Source organism: Methylobacterium sp. E-066 (genome assembly GCF_022829635.1).
Taxonomy (GTDB): domain Bacteria; phylum Pseudomonadota; class Alphaproteobacteria; order Rhizobiales; family Beijerinckiaceae; genus Methylobacterium.
Map to the genome: position 1 here is coordinate 85,422 of NZ_JAKSYO010000037.1, position 19,842 is coordinate 105,263.

Below are 19,842 nucleotides of genomic sequence, written 5' to 3' on the forward strand. Positions count from 1 at the left end.
TCCCCTCCAGTGTGCGAATATTTGTTTGGATCAGCCAGCACGCTGCATGGCTGCATCGGGCTTGAACATCAGCCCGGCTTCGCGGAAACCGCCATCGACGTTCAGTGTGTGGCCGTGGACGTAGCGGGCCTCGTCCGAGCACAGGAAGACCGCAGCGTCGGCGATTTCCTCCGGCGTGCCGTAGCGCGTCATGGGGATCAGGCGCCCGTAGGCGGCGCGCGTCGCCTCGTCGTGCATGACTTTGGCGATGTCGGTCTCGATCGCGCCGGGGGCGAGGTTGTTGACGTTGATGCGGTACGGGGCGAGCTCGACGGCCATCACCTTGGTGAGGAGTTCGAGCCCTGCTTTGGCCGAGCCGTAGGCCGCTCGACCGTTGGCACCGCGCTGACCCGATAAGGACGCGATGTTGACGATCTTGCCTCCCTCTCCGACCCGAACCATCTCGCGGGCGCACCCCTGCGCCACCATGAATGCTCCGGTCAGGTTGACGCCGAGGATCCGGTTCCAATCCTCCAGACGCGTCTCCAGGAACGGCGTGTTGGCGCCGATCCCGGCATTGTTGAAGAGGATGTCGATCCTTCCGAACCGCGCGATGATCGCTTCGATCATCGCGGTCACCGAAGCCGGATCCGCGACATCGACGCCGAGACCCATGGCCTGCTCACCGAGGCTTGCGGCGGCATCCTGTGCGCCGGCGACGTTGAGGTCCGCGATCACCACGCGGGCCCACTCTCGAGCGAACGCTTGCGCGGTGGCGTATCCGATCCCACGCGCGCCGCCGGTCACGAGCGCGACCTTTCCGTCGAGTCTGCGTGTCATGCGTATTTCCTCCCTCACCGATTGCGACCGCCGAATTTCACCGCCTGGAAGAAGTCGGGACGACCGACCTGTCCGCCCTTGAGGGCGATCTCCAAGCCATCGAGCTGGCTATCCTCGCCGTGTGCGCGGCAGAGCGGACCGCCTGGATCGAGCGGACCGATGGCAGTCAGCGCATCGATCCCCAGCTGCGACGCGGCCCGCCCCGACGTGTCTCCGCCGGAAATCACCGCGCGCGAGAGACCGGCTTCGCGGATGACCCGGCGCAGGGCCTGCCCAAGTCCGAAGCCAAGCCGTTCGTTGACAATCTGGCCGGAGAGACCGGCGGTCCGCGTGGCCTCGAGGAAGGCCGCGACGGCGGGATCATCCGGACCGGCAGCCGTGTAAATCAGGGGGTCGAACCCTCTGCCGAGGCACGCCAGGGCTTCGTCGCTTGCACGAGCGATCGCCTTGTTCCACGCAGTCTCGTCGACGACTTGGCGGGCATCGAGCCGGATACCCTCGAAGCCATGATCGAGCGCATGGGCAATCTGAGCGGCCGTCACCGGTGACACCGAACCGGATACACCCGCGATCCGATCGACCCGACCGGGCCGGGCAAGATCCGGTTCGGACGGAACGAGACCGGTCGAGCGCCAGTACGCCATCAGAGCGGCACCGACCCCTTGGGAGCCGACGCAGAAGGCGGGTGTGCCAGCCCGCTCCCAGATCAATCGTCCGGCCTCGACGAGCGTCTCCGTGTCGAGCACGTCCAGGGAGACGATCTTGCAGCCTTCGGCCAGGGCCTGAGCGAGACGGGCGTCTCCCTCGCCACGCTTCATTGACATGAAATCGACGAGGCCGATCCGTTGCGCGGTCTGGCGCGCGAGATGAAGACCGAGATCTGCCTCGTCCATCGGAGTGGACGGGTGGCGCGACATCGTCGGATGCCGATCGAGCCGAAAGCCGGTCCCGTCCGCCATGGCGAACAGATGGCCGAAGCTCTGGTAGCGCCCCATCCCGGGATCGGCCACGACCATCGGTGTCCAGGCCGGCTCGAAGATGTTTGCTGCGATGTCGACGGCGCGCCCGATCGAGCCGATCCCAGGGGCCGAGTCGAAGGTCGAGCAGACCTTGTACTGGGCGACCGGCGCACCCAACGATGCGAGCAGGCGGAACACGCCGGGTAGGTTCGCGCCCATCCATGCGGGTGTCTGCGCCCGCGCCGTTCCGGCGATGCCGATCGCGCGCATCCCGGAGAATGCTGCGAGGCGTCGTGGCGTAGGGGCTTCCAGGAACAGCACGCTGGGCATGCCGCCGAACGCGAGGACCTCCATGGCCGCAGACGAGCCGGTGAAATCATCGCCGTAGAAAGCGACCAGCGGCCCTTCCGGCAGGGGGCGGGGCGTGTCGGGAGTGCTCATGCGGCCGCTCCCAGAGCTTGGCTCAATTCAGGGTGATCCTTGGCGTGAACCTCCAGCGGGATCCCGTCGACCGCCGCGTCCCAGGCTTGCCGCAAGGCCATGACCCCCGCGCCGGGGCCGCCCGGATGGGCGACGATACCGCCGCCGGCGGTGACGATTAGGTCCGTCGACCCGAGCGCCGCGTAGGTCCCCGGCGCCTGCCTGACACCTTGGCCGGACGAGAAGACCGGCATGGCCAAGCACGGCTTGCCTGAAAACATCGGCGTCAGGCAGGCGCGGGCCGAGGCTATGACGCTGTCGTCGGCTTCCGAGAACTTGTTGGCGAGCCCGTTGACGTGCATGTGGTCGGCGCCGGCCAGACGCCAGATCTTCTGCCACGCCACATAGGACCAGCCGAGCATCGGGTGACGTGTGAGGTAGCCCCACCCATTGCGGTGGGCATGAATCGGCACAGCACTCTGGCGACCCAGCTCAATCATGCCCACGAGCCCGACCGAGTTGAGGCTCGCCATCAGGCAGGTCGCTCCTTCGGCGACCAGGAGGTCATGCCGTCGACGCATCTGGTCGAGATCGCCGGTCAGGTTGAAGGCGTACATGACCTTCTTGCCGGTCCGGTCGGCATGGGCGTTGATGACACGCATGACCGCTCGGACCCGGTCGTCGAAGGGGCAGTGAGGCCCATCCGCCTGCAGTTCGTCGTCCTTGATGAAGTCGATGCCGCCCTCGCACAGCGTGGCGACCAGGTTGGCCGTCTCGTCGGGACCGAAACCGACGCTGGGCTTGATGATCGTCCCGATCAGCGGTCGCCCCTCGACCCCGGCGAGCTTGCGCGTGCCAGCGGTGCCGAAGCGTGGACCGGGGTAGGTGTCTGCGAAGATCTGCGGTAGGCGGATGTCGAGAAGCCGAAGCCCCGTGACGGTCTGCAACTCGAAGAGATTGCCAGCGACCGTCGCCAACAGGTTCGGTAGCGAAGCGCCAAGGTTTTCGATCGGCCAGGACAACGTCGCCACAGCGCGGCGAACATCGCCCGAGACATTCGCCGTCGTGGGAAGAGACGGCGCTGCGTAGACTCCGTCGAGAATGTCCAGCCGCTCCACGCGGGCAGCCGAGCGGGCCTTCAGTTCGGGCGTTTCGCCGGGCACGGGCACGAACGTGCCGCTCGACTGCTCGCCCGCCATGGTCTCGGCCGTGCGCCGCGGATCACCGATCGTCTCGATCAAGTAATCCGCTTCAATCCGTGCTGGCGGAGAGCCGGTCACGTCGATCACGCGACTGAGCATCTTGGACCTCCATCGAACGACGCGGTGGAGCCTGCGATGTCGGCGGCATCGACGAAACCTGCGCAATACGCGAACGGCGCATTCAAATGCCGTGCGTATCGTGCGGAATGCCCGCCCTTCACCGTCTCCACCCGACTTGATCGAATTATTGTTCCGATCCGTAGCCGAGCGCCGTCGCGTCGAAAATCCGAGATCGACGCAGCAAGCTGTGATAAAAACTGACAGGTGGGGTCTGGGAGGACGCCGTGGCGACCCATCTGCCGCTCAATGCATTGCGTGCCTTCGAAGCCGCGGCGCGGCTCGGCAGCATGAGTGCCGCTGCCGTCGAACTCGGGGTGACGCACGGAGCCGTCAGCCGGCAGATCAAGGCTCTAGAGGATCGTTTCGGATTGCCGCTTTTCGAGCGTCGGCCGCGATTCATCGTCCCCACAAGGGAAGGCGCCCAGCTTGCAGCGGATGTGGCCGAAGCATTCGAGCGTCTTCAGATCGCCGTTTCGCGCATGCAGCCCGGGCCTTTGATTATTTCCTGTTCGGCCACAATCATGATGCGGTGGCTGATTCCCCGCCTGCCAACATTCAAGAATTCTCATCCTGCATTCGAGTTTCAGCTCAATGTGAATTACGCAGATCAGGATTTCGTTCGCGATGAAGTCAGCATCGCGATCAGGACCACGATCTACCGTGCGCCACCGAGCGCAGTGGTCGAGACTGTCGCGACGGAGGAGATTGGTCCGGTCTGTCATCCAAGATATGCCGAGCGTCTCGCGGAGGGACGCCTGAGCAGTTTGGGAGACGCGCGGATCCTTCTCAGTTCCACCCGACCAAACGCCTGGACAGAATGGGCGACCGCCGCAGGACGTCCCGATTTGCAGCTTTCGCCGCACGAGACGTATGAGCACTTCTACTTGACTATCCAGGCCGCAACCTGTGGCCTAGGTCTCGCGATGGCGCCGCGTCTCCTTGTGGAGGACGATGTCCGTTCGGGTCACTTGGTGGCACCTTTCGGGTTCGTCCCGGGTCCGCACAAGCTTCAGCTGTGGGTTGCCCATCATCAACGCAATAGAGCGGACTTGCAGGCTACAGTCCGATGGCTGCGCAGTGAGATCCTAACCCTTGCCGCATCTATTCGATATTAATCAAATAAGTCATCATTATTAATTATTAATTTAAAACATACTCAAAATCTGTTCGCGACAGTCCGTGAAAATTGTTGGTTTGTATCGGTAAATCCCAACGCGCACTGGCAGATTTCTTGCCGCTCATTTAACGATCTGTAGGTTCCGTCTGCTTTCCTGGCGTTCCATTCTAGAAGCGGACCAGCTGCTTACGGCCAGACATCGCCATGCCGGATCGCCGATAAGCGCAAAAGCGGTCGTTCGGCTTTGCGCCCACACCGGACATTCCGCGGCCATCGGACATCGCTTGAAAGCGGAAGTCTCTCATGGCTTCCTGCTGCATCAAGCAGGTTTCGAAAGAACGGCCGCCCAGTCAGGGGCGGCCGGTCCTTCTGTACCTTCCGTCATTCAGGCCGTCGCGGGCCCTTAGCAATCTCCACGTCAGGCCTTGAGGAATTCCGTGATGGCCTCGGCGATTTCGTTGGCATGCGTTTCCAGGGCGAAATGCCCCGTATCGAGGAAGCGCACCTGCGCATCCGGGATATCGCGCCGGAACGCCTCTGCACCGGCCGGCCGGAAGAACGGGTCGTTCAGCCCCCAGATCGCCAGAAGCCGCGGGCGGTGCGTGCGGAAATAGGCCTGGAAGGCGGGGTAGAGCGCCACGTTGCTGGCATAGTTGCCGAACAGGTCGAGCTGGATCTCGTCGACCTCCGGCCGCTGGATGTACCACGCGTCGAGGGCGCTCCCGTCCGGCGACACCAGCGAGGTGTCCGGAACGCCGTGCTCGTATTGCCAGCGGATCGAGGCCGGGGTCAGCAATTCGCGCAGCGCCTGCCGGTTGGCGTCGCTCTGGTCCCGCCAGTAACGCTGAATCGGGTTCCAGCCCTCGCTCAGCCCTTCCTCATAGGCGTTGCCGTTCTGCGAGACGATGGCGGTCACTCGCTCGGGATGCGCCAGGGCGACCCGGAAGCCGGTGGGCGCGCCGTAGTCGAAGACGTAGAGCGCGTAGGTCTTCAATCCGACGACCTCCGTGAAGCGGCCGATGACCTTCGCCAGTGCGTCGAAGGTGTAGGTGAAGGCGGCGCGCGGCTTGATCTCGGACAGCCCGAATCCCGGCAGGTCGGGGGCGACGAGGTGGAAGCGGTCCGCGAGCGGCGGGATCAGGTCGCGGAACATGTGGCCGGACGAGGGGAAGCCGTGCAGCAGCAGGAGCGTCGGCTTCGCAGGGTTGCCGGCCTCCCGGTAGAAGACCTTGAGGCCGTCGACGTCGACGGTGCGGTAGGTGGTCTGGGTCATCGTTCGCCCTCCGGTGCCGGCGATGCAGCCCGTGCTGCACGCCGTCGGCCAGGCATGGGTACCAACTTGCACTCTGCGGGATAATCTGACCACTCCGAGAGTGACCGTTGCCGAAAACGAGAGGGTTCGATGGACCGGTTGGAGGCCATGAGCCTGCTGGTCGCTGCCGTGGAGGCCGGGAGCCTATCGGCCGCCGGACGCCGGCTCGGCATCCCCCTGCCGAGCGTCAGCCGCAAGATCGCGGACCTGGAAGCCCATCTCGGCGCGAGGCTCCTGGTCCGCACGACGCGCAAGCTCACCCCAACCGACGCGGGGGCCGCTTACATCGAGGCGTGCCGACGCTTGCTCGGCGAGGTCGAGGAGACCGAGCGGGCGGTCAAGGGCGAGTACACCGAGCCCCGCGGCGCATTGACGATGACGGCCCCGCTGGTTTTCGGGCGGCTGCACGTCCTGCCGGTGGTCTCGGCCTTCCTGTCCCGGTTCCCGGACATCACCGTGCGCCTGATCCTCACCGACCGGGCCCTGGACCTCGTGGAGGATCACGTGGACCTGGCAGTCCGCATCTCGCACCTGCCGGACAGCGACTTGGTAACGGCGCGGCTGGGCACGGTCACCCGCGTGGTCTGCGGCAGTCCGGACTTCCTCGCCGGCCACGGGACGCCCCACACGCTATCCGACCTCGCCGAGATCCCGTGCGTGACCTTCAGCGACCTGGCCGCCGGCCCGGCCTGGCATTTCGCCACGCCGGACAGGAAGGCCGTCCAGGTGGTCCGGGTGCGGTCGCGTCTGCAGGTCAACACGGCCGAGGCGGCGCTCGACGCCGCGGCGGCCGGCGTCGGCCTCACGCAAGTGCTGTCGTACCAGGCGGCACCCCTGGTCGCCGCCGGGAGCCAGGTTCTCGTCCTGCGGTCGTTCGAGCTCGACCCCGTCCCGGTCAGCATGGTCCATGTCGGCCACGGACGCCTTCCGCTCAAGCTGCGGGCGTTCCTCGATTTCGCGACGCCGCGCATTCGCGCGTCCCTGAGTGCCGTTATCCCACCCCCATGAAGGCCGATGGGCGCGCCGGCTTGGGACGACCGTCCGCCGGGTAAGAAAAGGCCGGGCCACCTCCCTCTCGAAATCCGTAAGGCTGAGTTTCGCAAACTCTGTGTTCTAGCGAGTGCCGAGAGAGTTCATCGTGATCACACAGTCCGGTCCCGAGCCTAAAAGCCGCGGCACGGTCGGAGGGCTCGCGGCGAAGGCCGGTGCATCCGCCCCGACGTGCGCGACATTCACGGTCGCGAGGCGAGCAATCCGGACGTTCCCCGGCCCGCACAGATGCGAGTGGAGCGATGAGACAGGACATGGCATTCCAAGACGGGCCTGCCAGGGCGACGCGGCGGAGTCTTCTCGCCGGCAGCGTCATGGCGGCAGGCTTAGGCCCGGTCGGCGCCGTCGCGGCGGAAACGCGGCCCGTCGAGGTCGCAGAGGTCCGCCACGGCACGGTCCGGGCCGACGGCGTGGACGTCTTCTATCGCGAGGCCGGCCGGCCCGACGCCCCGGTGTTCCTGCTGCTGCACGGCTTCGCGAATTCGTCCTTCTACTTCCGCCATCTCATGCCGAGGCTCGCGGACCGGTTTCGCCTGATCGCGCCGGATCTCCCGTCCTTCGGTTTCACGGTGGTCCCGGACGACCGCGGCTACGTCTACGACTTCGCGTCGCTGTCGCGAACGATCGAGGCCTTCGTCGACGTCCTCGGCCTCCGGCGCTACCGCCTCTACACGTTCGACTACGGGGCTCCGGTGGGTTGGGACTTGGCGCTCGCGCATCCCGACCGCATCGCCGGCATCGTGTCCCAGAACGGCAACGCCTATCTAGAGGGGCTCGGCGAGGCGGCCTGGGCGCCTCTCAGGACCTATTGGGAAAAGCCGAACGAGGCCGCCGTGGAGGCCATCCGCGCCCGCATGACCCTCGACGGCGTCAAGGCACCCTACTTCCACGGGGTGCCCGACCCGTCGGTCATTGAGCCCGAGTCGTACACGCTCGACGCCGCCATTCTGGCGCGACCGGGCAATGCGGACCGCCAAGTCAAGCTCAAGCTCGACTACAAGCGCAACCTGGAACGCTACCCGCTGGTCCAGGCCTTCTTCCGCGAGCGCCGCCCGAAGCTCCTCGCTGTCTGGGGGCGCAACGACCCCTTCTTCATCCCGCCCGGAGCCGAGGCGTTCAAGCGCGATATCCCGGACGCACGGGTCCGCTTCCTCGACACCGGCCACTTTGCGCTGGAGACGAACGGGGACGACATCGCCCGAGAGATCCGGGCCTACTTCTGAGCCTCCGGCGCGCCGGGCCATCGTCGCGGGCCCGACACGCCGTGGGATGGCTCGGATCGGGCGCTCACTCAGTTCTGGGCGGCCATGGTCCGTGCCACGTCGGCGGCGCTGATGCCCTCCAGGGCGAGGCCGTAGCCGGTGCCCTCCTCGACGAGCCGGCGCAGGCGCTGCGTGAGCGCGATCCGCGTGTAGCGGCCGGTGAGCGGCGGCAGGGCTGCGATCCCGTCCGCGATCTCGTGCGCCCGGGCCAGCAGCCGGTCTTGCGGCACGATCTCGTTGACGACGCCCCAATCCTTGGCCGTCTGGGCATCCAGCACCTGCCGCGTCAGCAGGAAGTACCGCCCGCGGATCGAACCGATCACCTCAGGCCACAGGATGTGCATGCCGTCGCCCGGCACGATCCCGAACTCGAAATGCGGCTTGTCCTGGAACACCGTCTCGGGCGTGGCCAGCACGATGTCGGTGAGCAGCGCGTATTCGCTGTGCAGCAGGACCGGCCCGTTGAGCGCGGTGAGCATCGGCACCTCGATGTCGAGGATGTTGCTGAGCACCTTGCGGCCCTCCCGCAGGATCTTGTCGTAGCCCTGCGGCGTGAAGAAATCGAAGCCCTCGGGGCTGATCGCGTCCATGAAGGCGTCCCCCGCCCCCGTCAGGATCACCGCCCGGTTGTCGCGGTCCTCGCCGATCGCGTGGAACAGGTCGACGAACTGCTCGTGGGTGTGACCGTTGAAGACGAGCTTGCCGCCCTCGGTGTGGAGCATGACCTCCAGCACGCCGTTCGGCTTCCGGGTCAGGCGGGCGTTGGGGAACGCGTCGCGGTAGGTCTCGAAACGGGCCATCGGTGCTGTCCTCGTGGTGGCCGGCCCCGTTGGTCGGCGTGAGGACGAGGTAGACGGCGCCGCCCGGCGACGGATGACGGCGCGCAGCGATAAGACTTATGCCGTCGCGGAATGGGGCTCCCGGGTCTCGGCCATCACCGCCTCGACGAAGCCGGCGAAGAGCCGCGCCTTGGCGCTGGCCATGCGGCCGGTGGGGAAGACCGCCCAGAGATCGATCATCGGCAACGCCCAGGGCTGCAGCAGCCGCCGGACCGCGCCGCTCGCCAGTTCGGGGGCGAACATCCAGTCCGACGCGATGGTGAGCCCGATATCGGCCAGCACGGCCGCACGCAGGCCTTCGGCCGCGCTGACCCGGACGCGGCCATGCACCGCAACCGAGATCTCGGCGCCGTCCCGGGTGAAGGACCAGGCATCGGGCTGCCGGCTGTAGACCACCGCCTCGTGCCCGGCGAGGTCCGCGGGACTGCGCGGTTCGCCCGCGCGGGCAAGATAGGCGGGCGTGGCGAGCACCGAACGGCCCCCGGTGGCGAGCTTGCGCGCGACGGCGGCCGAGTCCGGCAAAGTCCCCATGCGCAGGGACAGGTCGATCCCCTCGCCGACGAGGTCGATCACCCGGTCGTCGAGGACGATCTCGATGTCGAGGTCCGGGTGCTCGGCGAGGAAGCGCGGCAGCATCGGCACCACGTGGAGCCGGGCGAAGGTGGTCGCCGCCGAGACGCGCAGCCGTCCCGAGAGACCGGCCCCCGCACCGCGGGCGGCGCGCTCGGCCTCGTCCGCCTCCGCGATGGCCGCCCGCGCCCGCTCGTAGAAGCGCAGGCCCGCCTCCGTGGGGCTCAGGCCGTGCGTCGAGCGGACGAGCAGGCTGACCTACAGCCGGTTCTCCAACTGCGCGATCGTCTTGGAGACGGCGGGCTGGCCGACATTCAAGAGTCGGGCGGCCCCCGAGAAGGAGCCCGATTCCACGACCTGCACGAAGGTGGCCATCGCTTGATACCGGTCCACGCCATGCCTCCCTGGAATGAGCGTTATCGCCTCGGGCCTTCTGCCCTGTCCATCGGGGGAGGCGCATCAGTTCGGCCGTCTTCACCGCGCAACTGCGGTGGCCCCGCCGGAGCAACGCGGACATGTTCGAGGTCTATGCCTTCGCCACGCCCAACAGCATCAAGATCCTCATCGCGCTGGAGGAACTCGGCCTCCCGTACCGCCTCCACGGCGTGAACGTGCGTCAGGGCGAGCAGAAGGCGCCCGAATTCCTGGCGCTGAACGCGAACGCGAAGGTGCCGGTACTGATCGATCCGGCGGCGGCCGATGGCCGGCTGGTCCTGACCGAGTCCGCGGCAATCCTGGTCTACCTCGCCGAGACGAGCGGCCGCCTGATGCCGCCGGACGGCGAAGGCCGGGCGCGCGTGTTCGAGCAGCTGTTCTTCCACGCCTCCGGGCTCGGCCCGGCCTTCGGGCAGGCGGGCTTCTTCCAGCGCCAGGCCGCCGAGCCGCAGCCGCTCGCCATCGCCCGCTTCTCGGCGGAGGCGAACCGGACACTCGGTGTACTCGACGGGGTCCTGGCCGAACGCCGCTACGTCGCCGGCGACGCCTTCACGGTGGCCGACATCGCCCATTTCGGCTGGCTCTGGCGACGCGACTTCGCGGGCGTGAGCTTCGAGAACACGCCGCATGTCGCCCGCTGGTACGACGCGATGGCCGCGCGTCCCGCTGTCCAGCGCGCGATCGAGCGGGTGAACGCGCTCGTGCCGCAGGCCTGACCGGTCGCACGCCACCGGACACGCCCCGGGCCGGTCCATTCCCGCAAACCAGTAGCAGCGCAAGCCAGCTCGCCAGCTTGTCGCACGAGGCACAAACCCATGACCCTGCAATCCAAGCTCGACGCGTTCAAAGCCGATTTCGAGGCCGGCAAGCCCCCCTACACCGTCCCGCCCTCGGTGATCCGGACGATGCACCGGGCCACCGCGGAACTGATCGCCACCGGCGCCGCGACCCGTGCCCTCAGGGCCGGCGACCGGGCGCCGGCGTTCACGCTCAACGACCCGGAGGGGCAGCCCGTCTCCTCCGATGCCCTGCTGGCGCGCGGGCCGCTCGTGATCAGCTTCTACCGCGGCGTGTGGTGCCCCTACTGCAACATGGAGCTCCGGGCGCTTCAGGAGGCGCTGCCACAATTCGAGAAGCTCGGGGCGAGCCTCGTTGCCCTCTCGCCGCAGACGGCGGCCAACAGCCGGAAGTCGGTCCGCCAGAATGCCCTTGAATTCCCGATCCTGTCGGACCCGCACAACGCCGTCGCGGCCGCGTTCGGCCTGCGCTTCGCGCTGCCCGATTATCTGGTCGATCTCTACATGAGCCTGAAGAACGACCTGCCGGCGTTCAACGGCGACGCGAGCTGGACCCTGCCGATGCCCGGATGCTTCGTCGTCGGGCAGGACGGCGTGATCCTCTACGCCGAGGTGAACCCCGACTACACCCGCCGTCCCGAGCCCGAGGACATGCTGCCGGCGCTCCGCCGCGCCGCCTCCATTCCCGCCTGACAAGACACGGCCGCAAGGAGATCCAGGATGTCCCGAACCTTTCTCGTGACCGGTGCCAGCAAGGGCATCGGGCTGGCGCTGGCCCACCGTCTCGCCGGCGACGGCCACCACGTCGTCGGCCTTGCGCGCGGAGGCCTCGATAATTTCCCCGGCACCCTCGTGCCGGTGGACCTCGCCGACGGCAACGCCTCAGACGCGATCCTCGCGGACCTGACCGGACGCTTCGCCTTCGACGGCGTGGTCAACAATGTCGGATTGGTCCGGCCGCAGCGACTTGAGGCCGTTGAGATGTCCGCGCTGGATGAGGTCCTGCGCGTCAACCTCCACCCGGCGCTTCAGGCCGTGCAGGCGACCCTGCCCGGCATGCGCCGGCGCGGCTGGGGCCGGGTCGTCAACATCGCCAGCCTGACCGTCCTCGGCAGCGTCGAGCGCACGGCTTACGCGGCCGCGAAGGCGGCGCTGGTCAGCTTCACCCGCTCCTGGGCGCTCGAACTCGCAACGACCGGGATTACCGTCAACGCGGTGGCGCCGGGCCCGACCGAGACCGAGCTGTTCCGGGCAAACAACCCCCCGGGCAGCCCGGGCGAGACGCACTACCTCGCCGGGGTGCCGATGGGCCGCTTCGGACGGCCGGAGGAGATCGCGGCAGCCATCGCGTTCCTGATGTCGGACGGGGCGGCGTTCATGACGGGGCAGACGCTCTACGTCGACGGCGGTGCCTCGATCGGCCGGGCGGCGCTGTAGCCCCGGACGCGGCTCACCGTGTCGCGGCGGCATCGAGCTCGTTGTCGCCGCCGACCAGCTGCAGGCACCATTCGGTGAAGGCGCGGACCTTCGCGGCGCGATGCTGGCGCGACGGGTAGATCGCGTACAGGGGGAAGGTCTCGTCGGGCCAGTCCGGGAAGATCTCGACGAGCCTGCCGCTCGCGACGAAGTTCCGGCTGCCGAGCTGCATGACCTGCGCGATCCCCGCGCCTTCGCAACAGGCGCCGATCATCGTCTCGACGTCCGACACCATCAGGCGCGCCGGCTGCCGCACCGGCACGACCTCGTCGCCGCGGCGGAACTCCCACGCGAAGGGGCGCCCCGTCAGCGGATTCTGATAGTCGATGCAGGCGTGGTCGCGAAGGTCGCGCGGGTGCGCGGGGCGGCCGTGCGCAGCGAGGTATGCCGGCGCCGCGACTGTCAGGATCCGCGTTTCCAGGAGCTTGCGCGCGGTGAAGCCCGCCACCGGCGGATCCCCGAACCGCAGCGCCATATCGAACCCGTCGGCAACGAGGTCGCCGATCTGATCGCGCATGATCAGTTCGAGCCGCAGTTCGCGATGGAGCGCGAGGAAGCGCGTCAGCTCGCGCGACAGGACGAGGCGCGAAAAAAACGGATCGACATTCACCCGCAGGCGCCCGCGCACCGTCGACGCGCTGCCCGCAGCTTCCAGGGCCGCCTCCTCGATCCCGTCGAGATGCGGGCCGACCCGCTCCCAGAAGCGACGTCCCTCGTCGGTGAGCCGCAAGGTCCGGGTCGTGCGATCGAGCAACCGCACACCGACGCGGGTCTCCAAACGCTGGATGGCGCGTCCCACACCCGACTGGGTGAGCCCGAGGGCCTCGGCCGCTCGGGTCATGGTTCCGGCCTCGACCACAGCCATCAGAACCGTCACGCCGGCGAGCAGTCGGCCATCGTAAGGCATCGTTCCATGACTCCGAGTCCGGAATGATCTGACAGAACGACGCTAATTCCTGTCCCGACTCTACGCCACATAGAGCCGTGGCAATTCAGAGGAGGCTCTCATGACAGGGCAATCCACGGCGCTCGTCGTCGGCGCTTCGCGCGGACTGGGCTTCGCCCTCGCGGAGGAGTGGCTCGGGCGTGGGTGGCGCGTGATCGCAACGGCACGCGGCCGCTCCGACCAGCTTGAGGCGCTCGCGAACCGCTTCCCCGACAGCCTCGAGATCCAGGCGGTCGACATCAACGATGGAAGCTCGGTCCGCGCGCTGCGCGAGCGCTTGAGCGGTCGACGCGTCGACGTCCTGTTCATCAATGCCGGCATCGCCCGCGCGATCGAGGCGAGCCCGGTCAGCGCACACGAGACGGACTTTCTCGACATGATGCTGACCAACGCCTTCTCGCCCGTGCGCGCGGTCGAGCTCCTGCGGGATCTGGTGCCGGCCGGCGGCACCATCGGGATCATGAGCTCCGAGCTCGGCAGCATCGCGAACGCGACCGGCTTCTGGCAGCTCTACGCGTCCAGCAAAGCCGCGCTCAACATGCTCATGAAGGGCTATGCGGCGAAGCACTGCGATGACGGGCACGCCCTGCTCCTCGTCGCCCCCGGCTGGGTGCGGACCGAGATGGGCGGCGGCGATGCGGCTCTGTCCGTCGCGGAGAGCATCCCGCGCGTGGTCGACATGATCGAGGCGAACCGCGGCTTGGCCGGGCTGCGCTACGTCGACCGGTTCAACAATCCGCTTCCCTGGTGACCGGCTGACTGCGAGGCGAACCGGACATGCGCCACCCACGTACCACGGCAGGCAGCGTCCACCCGAGGAGGTCGGCGACGGTGACCGGAACGACTCCGGTTGCGGCGCAGAGCCGCCCGTCATCGCCTCGAGCGGTGCTGCCCGAGCAGGAATTCGCGACGCACGATCTACGGGCGGCTGCGTCGTTGCAGCGCTCTCAAACGCCGATTGTGGCCGAAGCATTGCTGAAAGACTGACGATGGCCCTTATCTTCATCACCGGATCGTCGGATGGCCTCGGGCTCATGGCGGGCCAGCGCTTGGCCCGCGAGGGCCATGATGTCGTGCTGCATGCGCGGAACACCGATCGCGGCGAGGTCGCGCGACGGGCGCTTCCGAACGCCGCCCAAATCGTCATCGGCGATGTCGTCACGATCGCCGGCATGCGATCCGTGGCCGAGCAGGCCAACACGATCGGGCGCTTCGACGCCGTCATCCATAATGTCGGCATCGGCTATCGCGAAGTGCGCCGGCTGGAGACCCGGGATGGTCTGAGCCATCTCTTCGCAATCAACGTCTTGGCGCCCTACGTGCTCACGGCCTTGATGGAGAGGCCAGACCGCCTCGTCTACCTGAGCTCGGGCATGCACCCAGGCGGTATCCCGGACATGGACGATCTGCAATGGACCAGACGGCGCTGGAGCGGATCGCAGGCTTACGCGGAAACGAAGTTCCTGAATGTCCTGCTGGCTTTCGGCGTGGCACGACGCTGGTCCGCGGTGCGATCGAACGCCCTCGAACCGGGCTGGGTACCCACCCGTATGGGCGGTCCCGGTGCGCCGGATGATATGGCCGCCGCGCCCGTGACCCAGGCATGGCTGGCGGTCGGGGACGACCCAGCGACCCATGTCACGGGCCGGTACTTCTATCACCAGCGCGAGAAATTGCCGGAGCCCAGCACCCGTCGCGTCGGGCTGCAGGAGGCTCTGCTGGACCGGTGCGCGACGCTGTCCGGTGTGACGCTGCCCTAGACAGCCACGCAGCACCTCGGTGGAGCGCCTGAGATCGGGGATCTTAGGAGCGCACGGCCGTCATATACCGGACAACGCTCGGCCCGGACGTCCCGTGAAGCGAAGGACGGCCTCCGCGAAGGCGCAGGCCTCCTCGATATGGGCGAAGTGGCCGCTCTGCTCGAAGATTCTCATTTGCGCCTGCGGTAGCAGATCGGCCAGCAACGCCGCGTGGCGCGGGCCGAGAATGAAGTCGTCGGTTCCGGTGACGACGAGCGCCGGAACCTGCAAGGTGGCGAGACGGTCACGAACGTCGAAGACTTGGCCATCGCCGACCAACGGGGTCGCCTGGAGCCGCCGCTGCAGGGTCGCGAGCATGTCAGGCCAGCGCCGGAAGTCCGACATATAGGCCGGAAGGAGGTCGCGCAGCGCCGCGGTATAGGCCGCGTCTGTGCGGATGGTGGGGATCGAGGCCCAGGCCCTCTCGACCGCTTTGGCTTCCGCCGTCCCCGCGTGGCGTGCCACGAAGGCGGCGATCTCAGCGCTCGCATCGGCCATGAAGGCGCCGCCTGTGTAGGCAGCGCCGGCATACATGATCAGACCCGCGAGTCCTCCTGGCCGCTTGAGCGCTGCCTCCAGTACCACGAAGGCTCCGTGCGAATGACCGAGAAGGTAAGGATCGGGGATACCGGCCGCGTCGATGAACGCGAGCAGCTGTTCGGAGAAGCGGTCTACGCTGTACCCCTGGGGATGGGTCGCGAGGCGTCCGGACGATCCTGTGCCGATCGGGTCCAGATACACCATGGTCAGGCTCTCTTCGAGCAGAGGCAATCGCAAGTAGCTGGCGTCTATGCCGGGGCCACCGGCATGCGCGATGCAATAGGGTCCGATGCCGGAGACGTGATAATGTTGAGCCACGCCGTTCACGGCGATGCTGTGCGTGCCAGGCGCTAGGACCAACGGCATGAACATCCTTTCGCATCTCAAATGGCGGGACATGGCACCCGCAGATCCGCGTCTCTGATCTTCAGATGGTGCCAGGAGTGACTGTGCGATTCCGTTCTCGACTCGTCAGCGGGCCTCGATCCGTACGCGGACGCGGTGGATATCCGAAGCGGGGTGATGTCTAAGGACAGCAAACCTCGGGTGGCCCGCTTTGATCGTCTGCCGAGGTGGCCGATATGCGTCATTCTTTGCTGGTCTTCGCCGAGCAGACCAGTCTTTCATCGGGGCTGGCCATCGACCCAACCAGGCCAAGCGTCTGTGCCTCGTTCACGAAAAGCATCATCGATCGGCGTGGCCGATCCTGATTTCGAGGTTTTTCGGCCTTGATAAGCGCCGCTTCTCGGGTCGCGCCGTGCATACTGAAGAGCAGGAATTTTAAGATTCCTCATGCTCGGAAGGCCGTCCTTCGTTTTACGAATGAGGCCCCCCTGAGGAAATCCAGGCCGTCTTTATCGACGCGCCGCTTATATGCGGGTTTAATTTCAGAAACCACCAAGTTCGAGCCACAGCACCTGTTTTGAACGATAACGCACGCCGCGAGGGTTCCACCATCGCAAGTTTTTGGCGAGACTATCCGGCGTTGATGATGGCAATACCCTCGGTGCTCGTGTCCAACTCGGAAGACATCCACCCGCATGCACGCTCAAGGCCTTTCGGACTTCCGCCGTGCGCCGTCGATCCCGAGGTCGGATTGTGGCTCCAGCGATCTGACCAGGCTCGTGGCTTGAGCGCGGTAGGCGCTCGGATCGCACCCGTAAGCGGTCTTGAAGGCGTGCGAGAAGTAACTGCGGCTTGCGTAACCGACGCTCTCAGAGATGACCTTCACGGGCATGGGCGAGGACGTCAGCAGCTTGGCTGCCAGCTGCAGACGCGCCCGCTGCAGATATTCGATCGGACCCTCGCCGAATGTGGCGGAGAAGCGCTCGGCGAAACCGGAGCGGCTCATTCCACAGAGCGCAGCCAAGCTATCGACCGTATGCTGCGCCCCAGGCGCGTCGAGGACAGCCGCGATCGCCGGGACCAGCCTCGGATCGCGCAGCGCTTCGAAGATCGGCGATTCAGCGCCTTTCTCCTTCAGATGGATCCGAAGCAAGATCGTCAGGCACTGCTTCATCAGCGCACTCGTCACCTCCTGCGTACCAAGACTTGGATTGACCAGTTCCTCGATCATGAAAGCGAAGGCGTGGCGCAGCCTGTCGCTGCCGGATAAATCTTCAATCAAGGCGTTGTGCAGACGGTCGAAAAGACCGAGCGCGCCGGCATATCGCGCCGCGATAGAGCCGCAGGCCAGTAAAATGTCCTGTCTTCCATCACCCGCCGTCAGCGCAATAAGGCCATCCGGAAGAACTCTGCGCGCGTCTTCGGCCGTAACCGTTCGGGTAGCTCCCGCGAAACCAATTGAGTGCCGCATGCCGCGCGGTGGGATCACCATACAATTCGGCCCGAAACGCAGCGGTTCTTGACCTTCGACCACGATCGTTCCTGAGCCCGCAAGAACGTAATGGACAAGAATCGCGTCCGTCATGCCGTTCTTCGCCAGCTGCCACCCGGTCTGGATCTCACAGAACGCGAACGCATGGACCTGCACGGACAAAGTCGAGAACAGACGCGGAAGAATATCGCAGGACATGGGCACTCCGTGCGCTCTTACTGGTGAATTAATGTCAGCGTCTTCAGTCGAAGATCTAGGTCATCACGATAAGCAACTTCGCGATTGGCTTTTCCCATATGGCTTGTCGATCCCATAATTCATCAATTTACGACCACGTATTGGATCAAAACACACGAAGGGCGCCCGCTATCATGAAGATGAACGCGATCAGATCCAGGCGTCGCTTGCACCCATGGCCGGTGCGGATCATGCACTGGACGAACGCCGTGGCGATGGTGGTGCTGATCGGCTCCGGCTGTGGCATCTACGACGATTCCGTCATTATTCACGGCGTGTACTTTCCCAAGGCGATCCGCCTCGGGTCCTGGGCCGCCGAGAGCCTGCTCTGGCACTTCGCCGCGATGTGGCTGCTGGTTGCCAATGGCGGCGCCTATCTCGTCTACGGCGTCGCGACCGGGCGCCTGCGCGAGCGCCTCCTGCCGATCCGCCCGAGCGACATCGTGCAGACGGTCCGCGACACGCTGCGGCTCAAGCTCGCGCACGAGGACCTGACGACCTACAACGCCGTCCAGAAGATCCTCTACATCGTCGCCATCCTGGCCGGCATCAGCCAGGTCGTCAGCGGGCTGGCCATCTGGAAGCCGGTCCAGTTCTCCGGCCTCGTCGCGCTGCTCGGCGGCTTCCAGGGCGCGCGCCTCGTCCACTTCGCCGGCATGGCGGTGCTGGCGGGCTTTCTCGCCATCCACGTCGTGCTCGCCCTGCTCGTGCCGCGCACGCTGTGGGCGATGCTGACCGGCGGCCCGGTCCGCCAGCCGGCCCTCCCGGCCGTGGCCCGGGAGGCGGCGCGATGAGGTCGCCGTTCCGCCCCCGCACGGTGCCGGATCCCGGCATCCTCGACGACCACCGCCCCCTGGTCCGGCAGATCGAGCGGCGCGGTCTGCTGCGCGGCGGCCTGACGCTGGGCGCGCTCACCATGCTCACCGGCTGCGACGTGACCGACACGACCGCGGTCGGCCGGGCGCTGCGCGCCGTCTCCAACTTCAACGACGGCGTCCAGGCCGCCCTGTTTGATCCCCGGAAGCTCGCGCCCGAGTATCCCGCCTCCCAGGTCCTGAAGCCGCCGCGCTTCAACGCCTACTACGACGTCGAGGACGTGAAGCCGATCGACGGCGCGGCGTGGCGGCTCGAACTCGCCGGGCTGATCTCCGACAAGCGGCCCTGGACGCGTCGGCAGATCGCGGAATTGCCCGAGCGCGAGATCATCATCCGCCACGTCTGCGTGGAGGGCTGGGACTATATCGGGCAGTGGTCGGGCGTGCCGCTCCGCGCCTTCTTGGAGTGCGTCGGCGCCGACCTCACCGCCAAGTACGTCGCCTTCAAGTCGGCCGACGACTACCCGAGCAGCATCGACATGGCCAGCGCACTGCACCCGCAGACGCTGCTCGCCACCCGCTATGCCGGCGCGGAGCTGCCGGACCCCTACGGGTACCCGCTACGCCTGCGCACCGCGGTCAAGCTCGGCTTCAAGAATCCCAAATGGATCACGGCCATCGAGGTGACCAACACCTATCCCGGCGGCTACTGGGAGAATCGCGGCTTCAACTGGTTCGCGGGCCTATGAGTGCCCGCGCGATCCGGTGCGCCCGGGGCGTCGTCCTGCTGACGCTGGCCCTAGCCGGGCCGGCGCAGGCGCAGACGGCCGGTCCCTCGCCGGCCCCCGACCACATGCCGAAGCCCGGCATGACCGCCCCCGAGATGGCGGGTCGCGCGGCCGGCCGGTTTCCCCAGCCTGTGCGCGTCGGCGATCTCCCCGGCCGCCTCCTGCTTCAGCCGGAGGAATCACAGCCCGTGCTCGGCCGCGTGACGGGGCTCGTCCGCCGCAACGACGGCGGCGCCGACGTGATCGTGCGCCTCGACGGCGTCCTCGGGCTGACCTGGCTCGGACTCCAGCCGGTCGCCTGGAGCGGGGTCGGATCCCGCCTCGTGGCCGTGCCGGTCGAAGCGGTGGCGCTGCTCGGCGAGCACGTCGCCCTCATGGGCCTGACGCCGGAGCGCCTGCGCGCGCTGCCGGCCTTCGCGCCGGGCTCGGCCACCGCGGTTCAACCGGACGAGACGCTCCGCCTCGGAATCGTCCGGCCCTTCCATTGATCACGGAGGAATCT

The 19,842-nt window shown here is 66.8% G+C and carries 19 protein-coding genes and 1 pseudogene; 11 read left to right on the plus strand and 9 right to left on the minus strand.

Going from position 1 to position 19,842, the window contains the following annotated elements; genetic code table 11:
* Positions 1–30 precede the first annotated feature (30 nt).
* From MKL20_RS03245 to MKL20_RS03255, 3 genes are read right to left on the minus strand one after another with little or no spacing between them, the layout of a single operon-like run.
* Positions 31–819, minus strand: coding sequence for an SDR family NAD(P)-dependent oxidoreductase (locus tag MKL20_RS03245; RefSeq protein ID WP_244035464.1), 789 nt, complete (start codon positions 817–819; stop codon positions 31–33).
* Between the two features lie 14 nt (positions 820–833).
* Positions 834–2,219: a four-carbon acid sugar kinase family protein gene (locus MKL20_RS03250; RefSeq protein ID WP_244035465.1), complete on the minus strand. Its 1,386-nt coding sequence runs from the start codon at positions 2,217–2,219 to the stop codon at positions 834–836.
* Positions 2,216–3,487, minus strand: a complete 1,272-nt coding sequence (locus tag MKL20_RS03255) for a ribulose-bisphosphate carboxylase large subunit family protein (protein WP_244035466.1) — start codon at positions 3,485–3,487, stop codon at positions 2,216–2,218. The genes MKL20_RS03250 and MKL20_RS03255 overlap by 4 nt, the downstream gene beginning before the upstream one ends.
* A gap of 257 nt (positions 3,488–3,744) precedes the next feature.
* Between MKL20_RS03255 and MKL20_RS03260 the strand changes: the two genes are divergently transcribed.
* Complete coding sequence (locus tag MKL20_RS03260) at positions 3,745–4,635, plus strand: LysR substrate-binding domain-containing protein (protein ID WP_244035467.1); 891 nt, start codon at positions 3,745–3,747, stop codon at positions 4,633–4,635.
* A gap of 420 nt (positions 4,636–5,055) precedes the next feature.
* Here MKL20_RS03260 and MKL20_RS03265 read toward each other — a convergent pair whose 3' ends face one another.
* Positions 5,056–5,910, minus strand: coding sequence for an alpha/beta fold hydrolase (locus MKL20_RS03265; protein ID WP_244035468.1), 855 nt, complete (start codon positions 5,908–5,910; stop codon positions 5,056–5,058).
* Positions 5,911–6,039: 129 nt separating this feature from the next.
* Here MKL20_RS03265 and MKL20_RS03270 point away from each other — a divergent pair, with 129 nt between their 5' ends.
* On the plus strand, positions 6,040–6,957 hold the full coding sequence (locus tag MKL20_RS03270) for a LysR family transcriptional regulator (protein ID WP_244035469.1): 918 nt from the start codon (positions 6,040–6,042) through the stop codon (positions 6,955–6,957).
* 296 nt (positions 6,958–7,253) lie between these two features.
* On the plus strand, positions 7,254–8,222 hold the full coding sequence (locus tag MKL20_RS03275; protein WP_244035470.1) for an alpha/beta fold hydrolase: 969 nt from the start codon (positions 7,254–7,256) through the stop codon (positions 8,220–8,222).
* Positions 8,223–8,290: 68 nt separating this feature from the next.
* Here MKL20_RS03275 and MKL20_RS03280 read toward each other — a convergent pair whose 3' ends face one another.
* Positions 8,291–9,061: an enoyl-CoA hydratase/isomerase family protein gene (locus tag MKL20_RS03280; RefSeq protein ID WP_244035471.1), complete on the minus strand. Its 771-nt coding sequence runs from the start codon at positions 9,059–9,061 to the stop codon at positions 8,291–8,293.
* Positions 9,062–9,157: 96 nt separating this feature from the next.
* Positions 9,158–10,063 (minus strand): annotated as a pseudogene (locus tag MKL20_RS03285) (LysR family transcriptional regulator).
* A gap of 122 nt (positions 10,064–10,185) precedes the next feature.
* On the opposite strand from MKL20_RS03285, the gene MKL20_RS03290 reads away from it, so the two are divergent.
* From MKL20_RS03290 to MKL20_RS03300, 3 genes are all read left to right on the plus strand, one after another.
* Positions 10,186–10,821, plus strand: coding sequence for a glutathione S-transferase family protein (locus MKL20_RS03290; RefSeq protein WP_244035472.1), 636 nt, complete (start codon positions 10,186–10,188; stop codon positions 10,819–10,821).
* Between the two features lie 99 nt (positions 10,822–10,920).
* Positions 10,921–11,595, plus strand: a complete 675-nt coding sequence (locus tag MKL20_RS03295; protein WP_244035473.1) for a peroxiredoxin-like family protein — start codon at positions 10,921–10,923, stop codon at positions 11,593–11,595.
* Between the two features lie 27 nt (positions 11,596–11,622).
* Positions 11,623–12,339 (plus strand): SDR family oxidoreductase, encoded by a 717-nt coding sequence (locus tag MKL20_RS03300; protein ID WP_244035474.1) that lies wholly within the window; start codon positions 11,623–11,625, stop codon positions 12,337–12,339.
* A 13-nt stretch (positions 12,340–12,352) separates the two neighbouring features.
* On the opposite strand, the gene MKL20_RS03305 is transcribed toward MKL20_RS03300, so the two are convergent.
* Positions 12,353–13,285 (minus strand): LysR family transcriptional regulator, encoded by a 933-nt coding sequence (locus MKL20_RS03305; protein ID WP_244035475.1) that lies wholly within the window; start codon positions 13,283–13,285, stop codon positions 12,353–12,355.
* A gap of 100 nt (positions 13,286–13,385) precedes the next feature.
* On the opposite strand from MKL20_RS03305, the gene MKL20_RS03310 reads away from it, so the two are divergent.
* Entirely contained in the window at positions 13,386–14,075 is a 690-nt protein-coding gene (locus MKL20_RS03310) for an SDR family NAD(P)-dependent oxidoreductase (RefSeq protein ID WP_244035476.1), read from the plus strand.
* A gap of 238 nt (positions 14,076–14,313) precedes the next feature.
* The gene (locus tag MKL20_RS03315) at positions 14,314–15,084 is read left to right on the plus strand and encodes an SDR family NAD(P)-dependent oxidoreductase (RefSeq protein ID WP_244035477.1); all 771 of its coding nucleotides are present in this window, start codon (positions 14,314–14,316) and stop codon (positions 15,082–15,084) included.
* A 60-nt stretch (positions 15,085–15,144) separates the two neighbouring features.
* On the opposite strand, the gene MKL20_RS03320 is transcribed toward MKL20_RS03315, so the two are convergent.
* Entirely contained in the window at positions 15,145–16,035 is an 891-nt protein-coding gene (locus tag MKL20_RS03320) for an alpha/beta fold hydrolase (RefSeq protein ID WP_244035478.1), read from the minus strand.
* 676 nt (positions 16,036–16,711) lie between these two features.
* Positions 16,712–17,698, minus strand: a complete 987-nt coding sequence (locus tag MKL20_RS03325; protein ID WP_244035479.1) for an AraC family transcriptional regulator — start codon at positions 17,696–17,698, stop codon at positions 16,712–16,714.
* A gap of 173 nt (positions 17,699–17,871) precedes the next feature.
* Between MKL20_RS03325 and MKL20_RS03330 the strand changes: the two genes are divergently transcribed.
* From MKL20_RS03330 to MKL20_RS03340, 3 genes are read left to right on the plus strand one after another with little or no spacing between them, the layout of a single operon-like run.
* Positions 17,872–18,531: a cytochrome b/b6 domain-containing protein gene (locus MKL20_RS03330; protein ID WP_244035480.1), complete on the plus strand. Its 660-nt coding sequence runs from the start codon at positions 17,872–17,874 to the stop codon at positions 18,529–18,531.
* Entirely contained in the window at positions 18,528–19,301 is a 774-nt protein-coding gene (locus MKL20_RS03335) for a molybdopterin-dependent oxidoreductase (protein WP_244035481.1), read from the plus strand. The genes MKL20_RS03330 and MKL20_RS03335 overlap by 4 nt, the downstream gene beginning before the upstream one ends.
* Positions 19,298–19,828: a hypothetical protein gene (locus tag MKL20_RS03340; RefSeq protein ID WP_244035482.1), complete on the plus strand. Its 531-nt coding sequence runs from the start codon at positions 19,298–19,300 to the stop codon at positions 19,826–19,828. The genes MKL20_RS03335 and MKL20_RS03340 overlap by 4 nt, the downstream gene beginning before the upstream one ends.
* Positions 19,829–19,842: the final 14 nt, after the last annotated feature.